Annotated in this window: 17 protein-coding genes and 1 tRNA gene; 9 read left to right on the forward strand and 9 right to left on the reverse strand. The window is 63.7% G+C overall.

Annotation, left to right across the window (positions count from 1 at the left end):
- The first annotated feature begins 56 nt into the window (after positions 1-56).
- A complete protein-coding gene (locus ACFTOW_RS17335) occupies positions 57-938 on the forward strand; it encodes a LysR family transcriptional regulator (RefSeq protein ID WP_379918035.1) in 882 nt (293 codons plus the stop codon).
- Here the strand turns inward: ACFTOW_RS17335 and yihA are convergent.
- From yihA to rpmH, 9 genes are all read right to left on the reverse strand, one after another.
- Positions 919-1,569: a ribosome biogenesis GTP-binding protein YihA/YsxC gene (yihA, locus tag ACFTOW_RS17340; RefSeq protein ID WP_379918037.1), complete on the reverse strand. Its 651-nt coding sequence runs from the start codon at positions 1,567-1,569 to the stop codon at positions 919-921. The genes ACFTOW_RS17335 and yihA overlap by 20 nt on opposite strands.
- A gap of 1 nt (position 1,570) precedes the next feature.
- On the reverse strand, positions 1,571-2,314 hold the full coding sequence (locus ACFTOW_RS17345) for an MOSC domain-containing protein (RefSeq protein ID WP_379918040.1): 744 nt from the start codon (positions 2,312-2,314) through the stop codon (positions 1,571-1,573).
- On the reverse strand, positions 2,311-4,179 hold the full coding sequence (yidC, locus tag ACFTOW_RS17350) for a membrane protein insertase YidC (RefSeq protein WP_379918042.1): 1,869 nt from the start codon (positions 4,177-4,179) through the stop codon (positions 2,311-2,313). Before yidC ends, ACFTOW_RS17345 begins: the two co-directional genes overlap by 4 nt.
- A gap of 109 nt (positions 4,180-4,288) precedes the next feature.
- Complete coding sequence (locus ACFTOW_RS17355; protein ID WP_379918044.1) at positions 4,289-5,809, reverse strand: putative bifunctional diguanylate cyclase/phosphodiesterase; 1,521 nt, start codon at positions 5,807-5,809, stop codon at positions 4,289-4,291.
- A gap of 57 nt (positions 5,810-5,866) precedes the next feature.
- Positions 5,867-6,736: a tRNA 2-thiocytidine(32) synthetase TtcA gene (gene ttcA, locus ACFTOW_RS17360; RefSeq protein WP_379918047.1), complete on the reverse strand. Its 870-nt coding sequence runs from the start codon at positions 6,734-6,736 to the stop codon at positions 5,867-5,869.
- Positions 6,737-6,804: 68 nt separating this feature from the next.
- The gene (locus tag ACFTOW_RS17365; RefSeq protein ID WP_379918049.1) at positions 6,805-7,659 is read right to left on the reverse strand and encodes a hypothetical protein; all 855 of its coding nucleotides are present in this window, start codon (positions 7,657-7,659) and stop codon (positions 6,805-6,807) included.
- Positions 7,656-7,901 carry a membrane protein insertion efficiency factor YidD gene (gene yidD, locus ACFTOW_RS17370; RefSeq protein WP_379918051.1) on the reverse strand — a complete coding sequence of 82 codons (246 nt, stop codon included), beginning with the start codon at positions 7,899-7,901 and terminating at the stop codon, positions 7,656-7,658. The genes ACFTOW_RS17365 and yidD overlap by 4 nt, the downstream gene beginning before the upstream one ends.
- Entirely contained in the window at positions 7,898-8,344 is a 447-nt protein-coding gene (gene rnpA / locus ACFTOW_RS17375; RefSeq protein WP_379918053.1) for a ribonuclease P protein component, read from the reverse strand. Before rnpA ends, yidD begins: the two co-directional genes overlap by 4 nt.
- A 23-nt stretch (positions 8,345-8,367) precedes the next feature.
- Entirely contained in the window at positions 8,368-8,502 is a 135-nt protein-coding gene (gene rpmH / locus ACFTOW_RS17380) for a 50S ribosomal protein L34 (RefSeq protein WP_012177012.1), read from the reverse strand.
- 274 nt (positions 8,503-8,776) lie between these two features.
- Between rpmH and ACFTOW_RS17385 the strand changes: the two genes are divergently transcribed.
- The 8 genes from ACFTOW_RS17385 (at position 8,777) to ACFTOW_RS17420 (ending at position 16,162) form a co-directional block, all read left to right on the forward strand.
- A complete protein-coding gene (locus ACFTOW_RS17385; protein ID WP_379918056.1) occupies positions 8,777-9,517 on the forward strand; it encodes a TVP38/TMEM64 family protein in 741 nt (246 codons plus the stop codon).
- Between the two features lie 3 nt (positions 9,518-9,520).
- A complete protein-coding gene (locus ACFTOW_RS17390; RefSeq protein ID WP_379918058.1) occupies positions 9,521-10,939 on the forward strand; it encodes a dihydrolipoyl dehydrogenase family protein in 1,419 nt (472 codons plus the stop codon).
- 23 nt (positions 10,940-10,962) lie between these two features.
- Positions 10,963-12,348: a sensor histidine kinase gene (locus tag ACFTOW_RS17395; protein WP_379918060.1), complete on the forward strand. Its 1,386-nt coding sequence runs from the start codon at positions 10,963-10,965 to the stop codon at positions 12,346-12,348.
- Positions 12,349-12,462: 114 nt separating this feature from the next.
- On the forward strand, positions 12,463-12,666 hold the full coding sequence (locus tag ACFTOW_RS17400; RefSeq protein WP_379918062.1) for a hypothetical protein: 204 nt from the start codon (positions 12,463-12,465) through the stop codon (positions 12,664-12,666).
- Between the two features lie 98 nt (positions 12,667-12,764).
- Positions 12,765-12,841 (forward strand) — tRNA-Arg (locus tag ACFTOW_RS17405).
- Positions 12,842-13,428: 587 nt separating this feature from the next.
- Positions 13,429-14,142 carry a 3-deoxy-D-manno-octulosonic acid kinase gene (locus tag ACFTOW_RS17410; protein ID WP_379918064.1) on the forward strand — a complete coding sequence of 238 codons (714 nt, stop codon included), beginning with the start codon at positions 13,429-13,431 and terminating at the stop codon, positions 14,140-14,142.
- Between the two features lie 32 nt (positions 14,143-14,174).
- Positions 14,175-15,389: an IS256 family transposase gene (locus ACFTOW_RS17415; RefSeq protein WP_379918067.1), complete on the forward strand. Its 1,215-nt coding sequence runs from the start codon at positions 14,175-14,177 to the stop codon at positions 15,387-15,389.
- 497 nt (positions 15,390-15,886) lie between these two features.
- Positions 15,887-16,162 carry a hypothetical protein gene (locus ACFTOW_RS17420; protein ID WP_379918069.1) on the forward strand — a complete coding sequence of 92 codons (276 nt, stop codon included), beginning with the start codon at positions 15,887-15,889 and terminating at the stop codon, positions 16,160-16,162.
- Positions 16,163-16,238: the final 76 nt, after the last annotated feature.

The raw sequence follows: 16,238 nt of genomic DNA on the forward strand, positions 1-16,238 counted from the left end.
CTGCGGCATAAAGAAAATTACATTGTTTTTGCAAAAACGTTCTGTTTTATAGATGCATGTCTGGCATCAACTATCACCATCTGCGCTATTTCCGCGAGGTCGCGCATGAGGGGAACCTGACGCGGGCGGCCCATCGGCTGCACCTGTCGCAATCGGCTTTGTCGACGCAGATCAAGCAGTTGGAGGCGCGTCTGGGGCATGACCTGTTCACCCGCCAGGGCCGTCAGCTGCACCTGACCGAGGCGGGGCGCATCGCGCTGGATCACGCTGACCGCATCTTCAGTGCGGGTGACGAATTGCTGGCGACGCTGAACCAGACCGGCCACAGCCGTCAGCCGCTGCGCGTGGGCGCGCTGTCGACCCTGTCGCGCAATTTCCAGCTTCGGTTCCTGCGCCCGGTTCTGGGCGATTCGGGTGTTGATCTGGTGCTGAGTTCCGGCAGCGGTTCGGTGCTGTTGCAGGCGCTGACATCGCTGGCGCTGGATGTGGTGCTGACGACCGAGCCGCCCCATCGCGATGCGTTTTCCGATCTGGTGGCGCATCGGATCGCCGAACAGCCTGTCGGCCTCTATGGGGCACCCGCGCGGCTGGGCCATGCAACACTGGCAGACATGTTGGCGGCGGAGCCCGTGATCCTGCCAACCGAAAGCTCGATCCGCACCGGGTTCGACGGTCTGGTGGCCCGGCTGGGCGTCGCGCCGCGCATCGTGGCCGAGGTGGACGACATGGCGATGGTCCGCCTGCTGGCGCGCGAGGGGGCGGGGCTGGCCATCGCGCCTGCCGTCGTGCTGGCGGATGAGATCGCGGCGGGGCTGCTGACCCTCGCGCCCTTTGATCTGGATATCGTCGAAAGCTTTTATGCCGTGACACTGCCGCGCAAGTTTCCGCATCCGGCACTGGCGCGGCTGTTGCCGGGGTCTACTCCAGACCGGCGATGATCGCGCGCAGGGTGGCGATGCCATCGCCCTTTTCGGACGAGGTCATCACGATCTCCGGATAGGCGGCGGGGTGTCTGGCCAGCTTGTCGCGCACCTGCGCCAGCACCTTTTGCTGTTCGGCCTCACGCAGCTTGTCGGCCTTGGTCAGCACCACCTGAAATGTCACCGCCGCACTGTCGAGCAGGGACATGATTTCCTCGTCCACGTCCTTGATGCCATGGCGCGTGTCGACCAGCACGAAGGCGCGCCGCAGGGTGGGGCGGCCCGACAGGTATTGCTTGAGCAGCTTTTGCCATTTTTCCACCACCGCCAGCGGCGCATTGGCATAGCCATAGCCGGGCAGGTCGACCAGATAGTGCTCGGGCCCGATGGTGAAAAAGTTGATCTCCTGCGTGCGGCCCGGGGTGTTGGATGCCCGCGCCAGCCCCTTGCGCCCGGTCAGCGCGTTGATCAGCGTGGACTTGCCCACATTCGATCGCCCGGCAAAGCACACCTCGATCCGGTCGGCCGGGGGCAGGCCGGACATGGCGACCACGCCTTTGACAAACTCGGACTGGCCGGCAAACAGCTTGCGCCCCCGCTCGGCGGTGATGTCGTCGGGGGCCTCGGCCAGGGGAAAGGGCATCTGCATCTCAGGCAACCTCTGCCGTGTTACCGATCGCCACATCGCCGCTGGCGACGACGCAGGCATAGACGCCGAAATCCTGATGGCCCCAGCCCTCTTGCAGCATTTGCAGGGTAGCGGCATCGCGCTGGCCGGTATCGGGATTGGCCTCGGTCGCGCGGCAACGGGTGATCCGCTCTTCGATCTTCAGGCGTGCGGTGCCGATGGTGATTTCCTGCCCCACCAGATCGAACTCTTCCCAGGGGGCCAGACCGTCCAGCCAGATGTTGCCGCGAAACCGGCGCTGGTCCAGCTCTTGTCCCAGCCGCTGCCCCAAGGCGCGCAGGCTGGTGGTGTTCAGGATCGCGACCGACGGAAAGGCCACATCGGTCATCCCCGTCTCGGGTGCCTTGACGAGGCGTGTTGGCGCAGGACGGTCGCGGGGCCACAACGGCAGCAGCCAGTCCAGCAGGGCCTGCGCATCGGCGTCGGGCCGCACCGTCAGATCAGGACGATCCGGGTGGCGCAGGGCGATCGCGCCGTCCGCAGCAGTCTGCGCCGTGATCGCCATCAGCGTCGCACTGCTGGCCCCGCGCAGAAACTCGCGGCAGGGCCGCCAGCCTGTTGCATCCGTCGGCGCGCCCGCGTGCTGCACCGCCCAGGCCCGGTCACCGGGCAGGGGGCGGTTGGGGCTCAGCGCCACGGTCTGCAACGCCTCGGCCCCGATCCCCTTGATCGGGTGCCGCCACAGGGCTGCGACCTGTCCGGTCATTTGCCGTCATCCGTTTTTTCCCGGCGAAAGCTGGACAGGATGTTGCCGAACACATCGGGTTTGTACCCGTGGCTGCGCATGATCAGGTATTGCTGGGTGAAGGTGATCGTGTTGTTCGCGATCCAGTAGACAACCAGCCCGCTGGCAAAGCCGCCCAGCATGAACATGAACACCCAAGGCATCCAGGCAAAGATCATCTTTTGCGTGGGATCGGTGGGGGCCGGGTTCAGCTTTTGCTGGATCCACATGGTCACGCCCAGCAGGATCGGCAACACCCCGATAAAGATCAGTGCCACGATCGAATTGGGGTCGGGCGCATCCCACGGCATCAGGCCGAACAGGTTGAAGATCGAAGACGGATCGGGGGCCGACAGATCGCGCAGCCAGCCGATGAACGGCGCATGGCGCAGTTCCAGCGTGACAAAGATCACCTTGTAGAGCGAGAAAAAGATCGGGATCTGGATCAGGATCGGCAGACAGCCCGAGGCCGGGTTCACCTTTTCCTTCTTGTACAGCGCCATGATCTCTTGCTGCATCTTCTGGCGATCGTCGCCCACGCGCTCCTTGATCTCTTCCATCTTGGGCTGAAGCTCTTTCATCCGCGCCATGCTGGCGTAGGACTTGTAGGCCAGCGGAAAGACCAGCGCCTTGATGATCAGGGTCAGCGCGATGATCGCCCACCCCATGTTGCCGATGGCGGCGTTCAACTCGTGCAGGCCGAAAAAGATCGGCTTGGTCAGGAAAAAGAACCATCCCCAGTCGATCGCGTCGATGAACCCGTCTATGCCGTGCGGCTGGGCCGATTGCAGCCCCAGACCGTACATCAGCGAACTGCCAAAGCTGTCCAGCCGCTCCCCCGCCTCGTAGTTGCGGATGGTGTTCCACTCCTTGGGGCCGGCAAACAGTTGCGATGTCATGGCAACGGTGGCCCCCGGAGCGAGCGTCTGCGTCGGTTTGCGCATGGTGGTCTGGTAGATATCGCGCGCGCCGTCGTGAAAGGCGCTGAACCGCACGGCGGTGCCCTTGGCCGGGATCATCGTGGACATCCAGTAATGATCGGTGAACCCGATCCAGCCGGAGTTTTCGACAGCCATTTCGTCGTACCGCGTGGCCGGGTCCAGATCGTCATAGCTGGTTTCGGTCAACTCGCCATCGGCCATGGCGATCATGCCTTCGTGCAGGATGAAGAAATTCTTCAGGTCCTGCGGCTCACCGTGGCGGGCCAGGATGCCATAGGGGGCCAGAGTGGCATTGGCGCTGCCGGTGTTGGTGACCGACTGCGTGACGGTGAACATGTAGTCTTGGTCGATGCTGATCTCGCGCGCGAATTCCAGACCCTGCCCGTTGTCCCAGGTCAGGGTGACCGGCGCGCCGGGCGACAGGGTTGCGCCATCGGGGGCCTGCCACAGCGTGTTGGGCCCGGGCACCAGATCGGGTGTCAGGTCGCCACCGGGCGCCCAGCCATACAGCGCGTAATAGGCATCGGCGCTGCCAACGGGCTTGAGCATCGACACGATATCGGCACCGGGTTCCAGCGACTCGCGGTAGTTTTTCAGCGAAAGCTGATCGATCCGCCCGCCCTGAAGAGAAATCGCACCGGTCAGCGTGCCGGTTTCAATGGCCAGACGCGGCGCGTCGGCCGTTTCCGGTTCGGACCGGGCCGCGCCCGGTTCGCCCGGGGCCACCTGAGGCGTGGCCGCGATCGGCGCGCCTGTTGAATCAACCGCACCTTCCGTGCTTTCGGCCACGGTCGGATCGTTGGGATCTTCGACCGGTTCGGGTGGGGGAAACAGCAGAAACCAGACCAGGATTACCGCAAAGCTGAGTGCGGTGGCCAAAATGAGGTTCTTGTTCTGATCGTCCATGTCGGGGCGCTACCTGTCCTGATCGTTTCAGGGCGGTTCAACAGAGGTGAGGCCCAAAGGTCAAGGGGCATTAGGGCAATCGCGCCCAATCGGCGCGGTTGCGGCAGGGTCAAGAGGTGCCGCGACCGATCTGTGGCGGCTCGGCCAGACGGGTGCTGTGGTCGCGCAGCCAGTGCGCGGTCTGATCCACCGGCATGGGCCGCGCGATACCGAAGCCCTGTACATGATTGCAGCCCAGTTGCGCCAGCATGGTATGCTCGCCGGCGGTTTCGACACCCTCGGCCAGCACGTCCAGACCCAGACGCTCGGCCATGGTCAGGATTGCGGCCACCATGCGCTGCTGTTCGGGATCGCGATCGACCTTGAGCACAAAGGACCGGTCGATTTTCAGACGGTTGACGGAAAACCGCCGGATCGAGCTGATCGAGGCGTGGCCGGTGCCGAAATCGTCCAGGTCGATACTGCATCCCAGTTCGGCCAACCCGTTGATGTTGCGCGCCACGATGTCATCCGGCGAGGCGGCAACGACTGTTTCCAGCACCTCGATGCACAGCCGGTCGGGTGTCAGGTCGAACCGGTCCAGCTCCCACCGGATCTTGTCGATCAGCTTGGGATTGCGCAGCTCGTCGCCGGCGAAATTGACCGCCACGCGAGGCACCTCGAACCCGGCGTCATCCCACGCCCGCAGGGCCTCTAGCGCGTTGAACAGGATCACCTCGCCCAAGCGTTCCAACTGGCCCGAGCGAGTGATCACCGGCAGAAACTCCGACGGTGGAATCAGCCCGCGCTCGGGGTGGTGCCAGCGCGCCAGCGCCTCGAACCCCGAGACACGGCCGGTATCGGTGGACAGCTGTGGCTGAAACCAGGGGACGATCTGACCCTTTTCCAACGCACTTGCCAGTTCATCGGCCAGTTGGTCGGGTGTTGTGGGACCGCGCGCCATATCGGGCGCATAGGCCCGGATCGCCGATGGCGCATTTGCGCGCGCAACCTCAAGCGCGAGATCGGCTGCGGTCAGCATGTCCCGCGCACTGGCCCCGCGCACCTGGCTGTCCAGCGCAAAGCCCAGAGAACATGACAGGTAAACCGCCTGCGCATCCAGCGACACTGGTTCCTCGACCCGAGTTTGAAGGCGACCGGACATCTGTATCGCCACCTCCAGATCCAGATGGCGCATCGGGGCATAGACCACGGCAAAACGGCCCGGTTGCAGTTGCGCCACGTGATCGCCGTCGCGCGTGGCGCTGCGCAAGCGGTCGAGCACACGGGCAACGATGCGCGCGCTGCCCGCACTGCCATAGCGCGCGCGGATCGTTTCGAAATCGTCCAGTTCCAGCAGGATACAGGCGGTGTGCCGCCCCGATTGGGCCGCGCGAGTCAGCGCGCGTTCCATCGCCTCTTGCGTGTTGGGCTGGGGCTGGGTCAGGGCATTGGCCCCGGGCTGATCGAACAGCCCAAGGGCGGCGAACAGCACCGGCAAGGTCAGCGCCAGCACCACCAGCCACCCCTCGCCACCCAGCCAGAAAGACGCCAGAATGGCTGCAGGCATGAAGGCCAGCGCCGGAGGGCCCGACAGGACACGTCGGGCCAAACCACGCATAAGCGTCAGACGCCGGGCGATAGGGGTCATGGGCGGGTTCCCTTTGCTAGTCTCGCCTCAGGCTACGCGCGCAGCCTGAACGCAACTTTAACGCAAAACGGGAATCACCTCGGAGTCGCGGTCGTTTTTATCCAAATCCCGCACAAGACCGGCAAAGTCGAACAAATCCGGGTCCAGCATGTGCGACGGGCGGATGTTCATCAGCGCGCGGAACATCTTTTGCCGCCGTCCGGGGTGATTCTTTTCCCACTGGTCCAGCAGCGCCTTGACCTGCATCCGTTGCAGACCATCCTGCGATCCGCACAGGTCGCAGGGGATGATCGGATACTCCATGGCGCGGGCAAACCGCTCGCAATCGGCCTCGGCCACATGGGCGAGGGGGCGATAGACGAACAGGTCCCCTTCTTCGTTCACCAGCTTGGGCGGCATCGTGGCCAGCCGCGAGCCGTGAAACAGGTTCATGAAAAACGTCTCGAGTATATCATCGCGGTGATGGCCCAGAACCACGGCCGAACAACCCTCTTCGCGCGCCACGCGATAGAGGTTGCCGCGTCGCAGGCGCGAGCATAGCGCGCAGAAGGTCCGCCCCTCGGGCACCTTGTCCATCACGATGGAATAGGTGTCCTGATACTCGATCCGGTGCGGCACGCCCATCTTTTCCAGAAACGCGGGCAGCACCGTGGCGGGAAAGCCTGGCTGTCCCTGGTCCAGGTTGCAGGCCAGCAGGTCGACGGGCAGCAGCCCACGCCATTTCAGCTCGTACAGCACCGCCAGCAGGGTATAGCTGTCCTTGCCGCCCGACAGGCAGACCAGCCAGCGCGCGCCCGGTTCGATCATGCCATACTGCTCGATGGCCTCGCGCGTGTGTTGCACGATGCGTTTGCGCAGCTTCTTGAACTCGGTGCTTTTGGGGGCACCGTGAAAGAGCGGATGGATATCGTCGGCATCATCGAGCATGGGATCGGATTAGAGCAGCCGCGCCTGCAGGGCAAGCCGAATGGATCAACGACCGCACTCTGGGGCGTTCAGTGCACCCGCGCGTCGGGCGGCGCGCTCAGGCGCTGCTTTGGTCCCAGTTCCAGCCGACGGCCTGCCTCGAAATACTCGGCCGCGATCTGCACGGGATCGACGCGGAACTTGGTTACCAGCCCTTCGCAGCGCGCCTGCATCCCGGCATTGAAATAGGTGTGGCGCAGGGTGTTCACCGGACCGGGCAGGGCAAGATCATCCGCCCCGTGCCCCAACGCCGCAAGCAATGCGCCTGCACCATCACGGGTCGTGATCTGCTCCAGACTGCACTCGTGCAGTCGGATATTGGGCGTGCCGCGCAGCAGCAGGCGATAGTATTCTGCCCGCGTGCGCATTTCATGGATGTACCACAGGGTCTGACCGGGCACCTTGGCTGCGTTGAACGGTTTGGGATCGACGATCACATTGGGCAGGCGCGGGTCCAGCGCGGTCAGCCAGCGCGCATTCTCGACATGCAGGGCCAGACGGTTCATCAGGCTCCACATCAGCGGTGATGTCTCCCGGCCCAGCACAACCAGATCGACCCGGCCTGCCTGCGTCAGCGGGGCGATATTCTCGATCAGGCCCGCGCGGGCGAAACCCGGGTCCGTTTCGGCCACAACCGAAGCCTTTGACCGGATAAGGCGCTGGATCTTCTGCTGCCAGAACGCGCGCACGGTCGTGTCGTTGCCGACCGCACCAAAGCACATGTGATGGGCGCCATCCGGTCCATGTACGCCGGGATCGCGCCAGCCCTGTCTTGCCCGGATGACATGGGCCGCGCCTTGCAGGTTTTGTCGCAACAGTTCGGCCAGAAACCCTGTGCCGCTGCGCGCGGGGGCGATGACAAAGATGAACTGTCGCTGGCTCATTCCCTGTCCGTATCGTTCTTTCCGGGCGGCACGGGATCATAGCCGCTGCTGCCCCAGGGGTGACAGCGTCCGATCCGGCGCATCGCCAGCCATGTGCCGCGCACCGGCCCGTGTTTTTCCAGAGCTTCCAGCGCGTAGGCGCTGCATGTTGGCAGGTAACGGCAGTTGTGCCCGACCCAAGGCGACCAGAGCAGCCGGTAGGCCCGGACCGGCAGGGCGATCAGGCGGGCCAACGGTGTCATGCGTCACCGTGCAGTTTGCGCAGCGCCCATGCCAGGTCCTGTTGCAACTGTGCAAAGGGGCGGGCGGCGGTGTGCTCGGCCCGGCCGATCAGCACGTAATCCCAGCCGGGGCGGCCCTGCGTCGGCAGGATGTCGCGGGCCACCGCGCGCAGGCGGCGCTTGGCCCGGTTGCGGGCCACGGCGTTGCCGACCTTTTTCGAACAGGTGAATCCCACGCGGATCGCATCCGAGCCGTCATGGCGCGCGCGTGCCTGCACCATCATGCCCGACGTGCCCTGCCGTCGCGCGCGGGCGGCCCGCAGGAAGTCGCTGCGCGCCTTCAGCGTGACCAGACCGGCCTTGTCGGTCTTGTCCGCCACCTTGGGGCGCGCGCAAACGGACACCGCCGGGGGCATGTTCCCTTGGGGCGGTTTCGCGTCCCTCGGGGCCTCCGGCGGTGTCATCGTTGCGGTCCGATCGGTTGGGATCAGGCGCTCAGGCTCTTGCGGCCACGCGCACGGCGCGCGTTCAGGATCTTGCGACCGGCCTTGGTGGCCATACGGGCGCGAAAACCATGGCGGCGCTTGCGAACCAGGTTCGAGGGTTGAAAGGTGCGTTTCATCGCTGCCATCTCCGACTAAAGCAAGCCCGCCACGCGGATTCGCGCGGGGCCAGTGAACTGAAGCCCGGTCTATAGGCGGGACATCCGCATAAGTCAAACCGAGTGTGACGGGTTTGAAACAAAATTCCTGCCGGCACCTGCCAAGTGTTACAGCAACAGGGTTTTGCAGGCAATGCGCCCGCGCTGTCGTCACCCGGGATCAAGGCGGCGTGAGGGGGCTGTCAAATCCTGCACCGCCCCCGCATGTTGGGCCTGCAACAACCAAGGCACCCTGATGACCCAGCATTCCGACGAGGCCCAGCCGCAAAAAAACCTGCTGCGGCGCAATCTGCCGCTGATCGTGATCGCGGTCGTGGCGGCCATCGGGGCGTTCACCCTGCGCGACGTGCTGACATTCGACACGCTGCGCGACAACCGCGAGGCGCTGCTGGCGTTTCGCGATGCCAACTATCTGGTGACTGCGCTGGGTTTCATGGCGGTCTACATCCTGATCGTGGCGTTTTCACTGCCCGGGGCCACGCTGGCCACGCTGACCGGCGGGTTCCTGTTCGGCACCTGGGTGGGATCGGCGCTGAACGTGACATCGGCCACCATCGGGGCCATCGCCATCTTTCTGGCTGCAAAAATGGGGCTGGGGGCGCGCATGGAAGCTCGGATGGACACCGGGACAGGCACGATCAGGCGCATCAAGGACGGGATCGACGAAAACCAGTGGTCGATGCTGTTCCTGATCCGGCTGGTGCCCGCGGTGCCGTTCTTTGTCGCCAATATCCTGCCCGCGCTGGTTGGGGTCACTCTGTTTCGCTTTGCGGTGTCGACCTTTTTCGGGATCATCCCGGGCGGTGTTGTCTACACCTCGGTCGGCGCGGGGCTGGGCGATGTGTTCGCGCGTGGCGAGACGCCCGACCTTGGCATCATTTTCGAACCCTACATCCTTGGCCCGATCCTGGGCCTGTGCGCGCTGGCGCTTCTGCCCGTTGTGATCAAGGCCATCCGTGGCAAGAAAGGCATCTGAGACATGGAAAAGATCAAGACCGACCTGCTGGTGATCGGTGCGGGGTCTGGCGGGCTGTCGGTGGCCGCCGGGGCCGTTCAGATGGGAGCGAGCGTCGTGCTGCTGGAAGGGCACAGGATGGGTGGCGATTGCCTGAACTACGGCTGCGTGCCGTCCAAGTCGCTGCTGGCGGCGGCCCATGCCGCCCATGCGATGCAGGCGGGCGGCGCGATGGGCATCACCCCGGTGGCCCCGGAGGTGGATTTCGCCGCCGCCAAGGATCACGTGACCCGCGTGATCGACACCATCAAGCCCGTGGACAGCGTCGAACGGTTCGAGGGGCTGGGCGTGCGCGTGATCACCGAATACGGGACTTTCACTGGGCGCAACACCGTGCAGGCGGGCGCGCATGAGATCACCGCCCGGCGCATCGTGATCGCCACAGGCTCAAGCCCGCTGGTGCCACCCATTCCGGGGCTGGACGGCGTGCCGCATTTCACCAACGAGACGATTTTCGACCTGCGCGACCGGCCGGATCACCTGCTGATCATCGGCGGCGGCCCGATCGGCATGGAACTGGCGCAGGCGCATCGGCGGCTGGGCTGTGATGTGACTGTGATCGAAGGCGACCGGGCGCTGGCCAATGACGACCCTGAAATGGTCGCCATCGTGCTGGACCGCCTGCGCGCCGAGGGCATCACCATCGAAGAAGGCGCGCTGGCATCAGAGGTGCGGGGGCAGGCAGGCGCGATCGAGGTCGAGGCCAAGGATGGCCGCGTCTTCAAGGGCACGCATCTGCTGGTCGCCGTGGGCCGCCGCGCCAATACCGACCGGCTGAACCTGGAGGCGGCGGGCATCAAGACCACCAGGACGGGCATCAGGGTCGATGACCGCCTGCGCACGACCAACACCAAGGTCTATGCCATCGGCGATGTCGCTGGGGGGATGCAGTTCACCCATGTGGCGGGCTACCACGCCGGGCTGATCATCCGCGAGGTGCTGTTCGGCCTGCCTGCAAAGGTGAAAACCGCCCACCTGCCGCGCGCCACCTATACCAGCCCCGAACTGGCGCAGGTCGGCCTGACCGAGGCGCAGGCACGCAAGAGGCATGGGCTCGGGTTGGATGTCGCGCGGTTCGACTATCACCACAATGACCGGGCCATCGCCACCGGTCACACCACCGGCGCGATCAAGGTCATGGTGGTGGGGGGCAAGCCCGTGGGCGTGACCATCGTGGGCCATCAGGCGGGCGAATTGATTGCCCTGTGGTCCATGGCCATCGCCAACGGGCTGAAGATGTCTGCCGTGGCCGGGATGGTGGCCGCCTACCCGACATTTGCCGAAATCAACAAGCGCGCGGCTGGGGCCTATTTCTCGCCGAAACTGTTTGATAACCCTTGGGTCAAACGCGTGGTAAGGGCGGTGCAACGCTGGCTGCCATAGCGTGCGAGTTACGAGGGGCTTGAATGTTGCGCACCCTGTCCGGGCGATTTCTGATCCTGACCGTCATCTTCGTGATGCTGGCGGAAATCCTGATCTTTGTGCCGTCGATCGCGCGGTTCCGCGAGGATTACCTGTTCTCGCGGCTGGAACGCGCGCAGATCGCGTCGCTGGCCTTGCTGGCCGACGACATGATCGGCCCCGATCTGGAAGAGGAACTGCTGCGCAACGCCGAGGTGTTCAACGTCGTGCTGCGCCGCAACGAGGCGCGGCAGCTCATCCTGCAATCGCCCGTGCCGCAGCCGATCCATGCCACCTTTGATCTGCGCGATCCGTCCCCTCTGGTGCTGATCCGCGATGCCATGCTGCGGCTGGCCGATCCTGAACCCCGCGTCATCCGTGTCATCGGCAACCCGGTGCGCGAGGCGGGGCTGCTGATCGAGGTGACGATGGAGACCTCGGGCCTGCGGGCGGCCATGCTGGATTACGGGCTGCGCATCCTGATCCTGTCGGCAGTGATCTCGATCTTCACCGCCTCGTTGCTGTTCCTGTCGGTGCGCGCACTGCTGGTCAAGCCGATCAAGGGCGTGGTGGCGGCGATGCAGAACTACGCCGCCAACCCCGAGGATGCCCGCCGCATCATCACCCCCAGCGCCACGGTGACCGAACTGCGCGAAGCCGAAGAGGCGCTGGCCAAGATGGAAACCGAACTGACCGGCGCGCTGCGCCAAAAGGAGCGGCTGGCCCAACTGGGTGGGGCCGTCGCCAAGATCAGCCACGACCTGCGCAATATCCTGACCTCGGCGCAGCTTTTCACCGACCGGATCGAGATGAGCGAAGACCCAAGCGTGCGCCGCCTTGCACCCAAGCTGGTGAACTCGATCACCCGGGCGATCAACCTGACGGAATCCACCCTCGCCTTCGGCAAGGCCGAGGAGCCGCCGCCCAAGCTGGCGCGCGTGGCGCTGGCCGATATCGTCGAGGATGTGCTGGACAGCGAACGGATGGCCGTCAGCGACGACTCCGATATCTCGATGTCGGGGGACGTGCCGACCGGGTTGGTGGTGCGTGCCGATCCCGAGCAACTGTTCCGCGTGCTGTCAAACCTCGTGCGCAACGCGCGGCAGGCGCTGGCCCAGACCGGCAAGGGCGGCGAGATCGGCCTGCGCGCCTGCGAAGAGGACGGCGCGTGGAAGATCGAGGTGACCGATACCGGGCCGGGCCTGCCGCCAAAGGCGCAGGCCAACCTGTTCACCCCGTTCCAGGGCGGGGCGCGCAAGGGCGGCTCGGGGCTGGGTCTGGCGATCTCGGCCGAACTCATCCGTGGTCATGGTGGCACGCTGACGCTGGAACGCACCGGCCCCGACGGCACGGTGTTCCGCATTTCCCTGCCGATGGGCGAAACCGGCTGACAGCCGGGCAAAGGGGCGAGGAGGGCAAAAGCCTCTTGTCTGCCACATTTGCGCCCTACCCAGGCCCCGCTGTGTCGCGACGGTGCCCGCATCTGACACAGTGGAGTATCCGGTATGATCTTGTTCAACGCCCTGACCCGTGGCGCGATTGCATTTCTGGCGATCATGTCGTTGGGGATTTGCGGGCTGATGCTGCGTGATGGTGTCAGCATCGACGGCATGACCGAGTTGCTGGCCTATCTGCCCGAGGGCGATCTGCAGGGCACGGTTGACGTGGTCAAGCTGTCGTTCCAGCAGGGTTTCGGCAACCTGATGTAGGGGCGGCCATCCTGCTGCGGCAGGGATCGGGGCGATTGAAGAAATCCTGAAATTTGCCCTTGCATAACCCCGGCATGGCGACTAAACCCCGCCTCCACGGACTGGTAGCTCAGTTGGATAGAGTACTTGACTACGAATCAAGGGGTCGGGGGTTCGAATCCTCCCCAGTCCGCCACTTTCCCCTTCAAGCGATTGATTTGCTCAGCTAAATCTTACATCGCCGGGATGGAGCCCCCCGAAGCATCCCCTGCGAAACGTGGATTGTCTGGTTCTTGACGGAACGTATCGGCCCTTAATCAGTGTGTGCGTCGTGCCCGCCACGCAGTCCGGCAGTCTTTGTGCGCTTGGGCGATCCGGGCCTTTCCCTCGGGTTGGCCGCAGGCCGGCGGTTTTCACCACGGGACGTGCGATCAAACTGTAGAAACGTAATGCTGTGGAGGCTGGTCCACCCGCTAACGCGCCGATCGGGTTGATCGACAAACCGTTCAACCGAGCAGATCACCCTTGCCTATCCGAACCTCAATGCGCTCTGGAGCCAGCGGGCCTGATTGCGATCAACACCTTGAACGAAACCTGACACACACGCACGCCGATCCCGCAAGAAGCATGCAAAACTTTGAGTTTCCGTGCAGCTTTGGCGATTAATGCCCGGCGGTCCGCGGCAAAGGCTTTGTGGAACAGTCCCGTGGTCTGGGAAAAAACTGGTTTCTTGCAATACGCCCGGCCGTCGGACACCATGTGCGCCAGGCTAGGGGCGATAACGTGAACACAAGAGAACGCTTGAACATCAATGGGCAGGTCATCTGGTACGATCCGCAAATTTCACTTCGGGTCTCTCCAAGCACCTTCGATACTGACTATCAGTTCCGCCAAGGCAATAGGACCGGCAGTGCGCCTGGCAGGAGCAAAGCACATTTCCTGCATCTCAATGGCCATGATCTGGTCTTGCGCCCCTATCGGCGGGGCGGGTTGATGGGAAAGATCAACCGCAGCCTGTACCTGCGCCTTGGGGCCGAACGCAGCCGCGTGTTCCGGGAATACAGTTTGCTTGAATGGATGCACGAGCAGGGTCTTGCGGTGCCGCGTCCGGTGGCGGCGCGCTACGTTCCTGCGGGGGGTTTCTATCGTGCGGAGCTGATAACGCTGCGGATACCGCAGGCGAAACCCCTGGCAGATGTTCTGCAAGAGTCCGAGTTGCCGCCCGAGGTCTGGTCAGGGATCGGACAGGCGATCGGCCGGATGCATGCGCTGGGTGTCGATCATTCCGACCTGAATTGTCGCAACATCCTGCTGGACGCGCAGATGCAGGCGTCGCTGATTGATTTCGACAAGTGTCGTTGCCGGGCAAAAGGCGCATGGCAAGACCACAACCTGTCCCGGCTCAGGCGGTCGCTGGACAAGGAAAGCCGCAAGCACCCTGCGCTTTTCTGGTCGGATTCGGACTGGGAGAGTGTCCGATCTTTTGTGTATGAGTAATCCGGTTCATGCTTCACCAAAAGGAAGCATGAATGACCATCTCGAAAGAAATCCTCGACGAACTGCTGAAGGGCGTGGAGCGCCCTGAAGACCTGCTTGGCGACGCCGGGCTGATGAAAGAGCTGAAGATCAAGCTCATGGAGCGGATGCTTGGTGCCGAACTGACTGCGCATCTTGGCTATGAAGATGGCGAGAGCGCGCCGCCGAGCCAATCCAACCGCCGCAACGGCACATCGGCCAAGGTTCTGAAAGGGCAGGACGGGGAATTGCCGGTGGCGATCCCGCGGGACCGGGACAGCAGCTTCGAGCCGGAGATGGTGAAGAAGGGCCAGACCCGGATCGACGGGATGGATGACAAGATCATCGGGCTCTATGCCGCCGGGCTGACGGTGCGGGACATCCAGGCGCATCTGCTCGACCTCTATGGCCTGAAGGTCTCGCCCGACCTGATCAGCCGCGTCACCGCTGCTGTGCTGGACGAGGTCCGCGAATGGCAAAGCCGGGCACTGGACCGGATGTATCCCATCGTTCTTTTCGACGCGCTGCGGGTGAAGATCCGCGACGCCGACAGCCGGACGGTCAAGAACAAGGCCGTCTATGTCGCCCTCGGCGTCACCCGCGATGGCCAGCGTGAGGTTCTGGGCCTGTGGATCGCCGAGAACGAGGGCGCCAAATTCTGGTTGTCGGTTATGAACGAGCTGAAGAACCGGGGCGTCCAGGACATCCTGATCGCGGTCGTGGACGGGCTGAAGGGCTTCCCAGATGCGATCACAGCGGCCTTTCCTGACACCATGGTCCAGACTTGCATCGTGCATCTGGTGCGCCATTCTCTGAACTTCTGCTCCTGGAAGGACCGCAAGGCCGTGGCCGCCGACCTGCGCCGGATCTACGGGGCCGCGACCGCCGATATTGCCGAGGCCGAACTTGATGCCTTCGAGGACAAATGGGCCGGAAAATATGCCTCCATCGCCCCGGCCTGGCGCAGGGCATGGCAGGAGGTGACCCCGTTCTTTGGCTTCGATCCGGCGATCCGCAAGATCATCTACACGACGAATGCCATAGAAAGTCTGAACCGGGTGATCCGAAAATCGATCAAGACGCGCGGCTCTTTCCCGACCGACGAGGCTGCAACCAAGCTGATCTATCTCGCCATCCGCAACTTTGAAAAGGACGGCAGAAATGTCAGGGAATGGTTTGCAGCCCGCAACCAGTTCGCCATAATGTTTGGCGAGCGCTTCGACGCTTGAGTATCTGAAACCGCATGGACCGGGCCAGATACACAAAGTTCAGGACACTCCCCGGACTGGTCATGGCTGTGCGCCGGCTACGCAGCAACCCGGGCCTGACCCTTGGTCCTGTGCCACAAAAGCAGTGGACAGCCGCTGCCCCTACGTCGAAACAGTGCCCCATCGCCCAAGCACGCCGTGACCGTCGCACAGCGCGCCGCGGCACTGACGGCCCGAAGGAAACCGGAAACAGGTCAATGACACACCAAACGCCCAAAGTATGCGTTCTTCCCTACCGCCAGCGTCTTGGATGGAAAGCCGCGCAGCTGCCACTGTCAGACCTGCATTGGCCGCTCGGCACCCCCGACGATATTCAGGGCAAGACACTGGCCGACCTTGAACCGACAGATCATGTACTGACGCCACCGCACACAACCCTGTACTTTCGCCCGTCCTTTGGCACGCGCGCGCGGGTCTCTGTCATGCTTCTTGAACCCCGCGCCGTGCATCACAGGCACATGTCCCTGATCCGTCTGTTTCATCGCCGGTTTCACCGCGTCCTGACCGCCGACAGCGACTTGCTGGCGCACTGTCCCAACGCTGCGTTTTTCCCGATTGCCGGGTCATGGGTGCCCGACTGGCAAAAGATCGACCTGACCAAGCACGCGATGTGTTCGCTGATCGCCTCTGCGAAAGCAAAGCAACCGGGGCACAAGCTGCGGCATGTCGTGGCCGACTGGAGCCGTGAGACAGGGCAGGATATCGACATAATGGGCCGGGGCTATAAACTGTAGCGCGACAAACTTGATGAGAAGAGCGCGTCAATCAGGATGAGAATCCTTGGTCGCGACGCTTGAGAAGATGCCGCCC

Source organism: Lacimonas salitolerans, assembly GCF_042677865.1.
GTDB classification, from domain to species: domain Bacteria; phylum Pseudomonadota; class Alphaproteobacteria; order Rhodobacterales; family Rhodobacteraceae; genus Lutimaribacter; species Lutimaribacter salitolerans.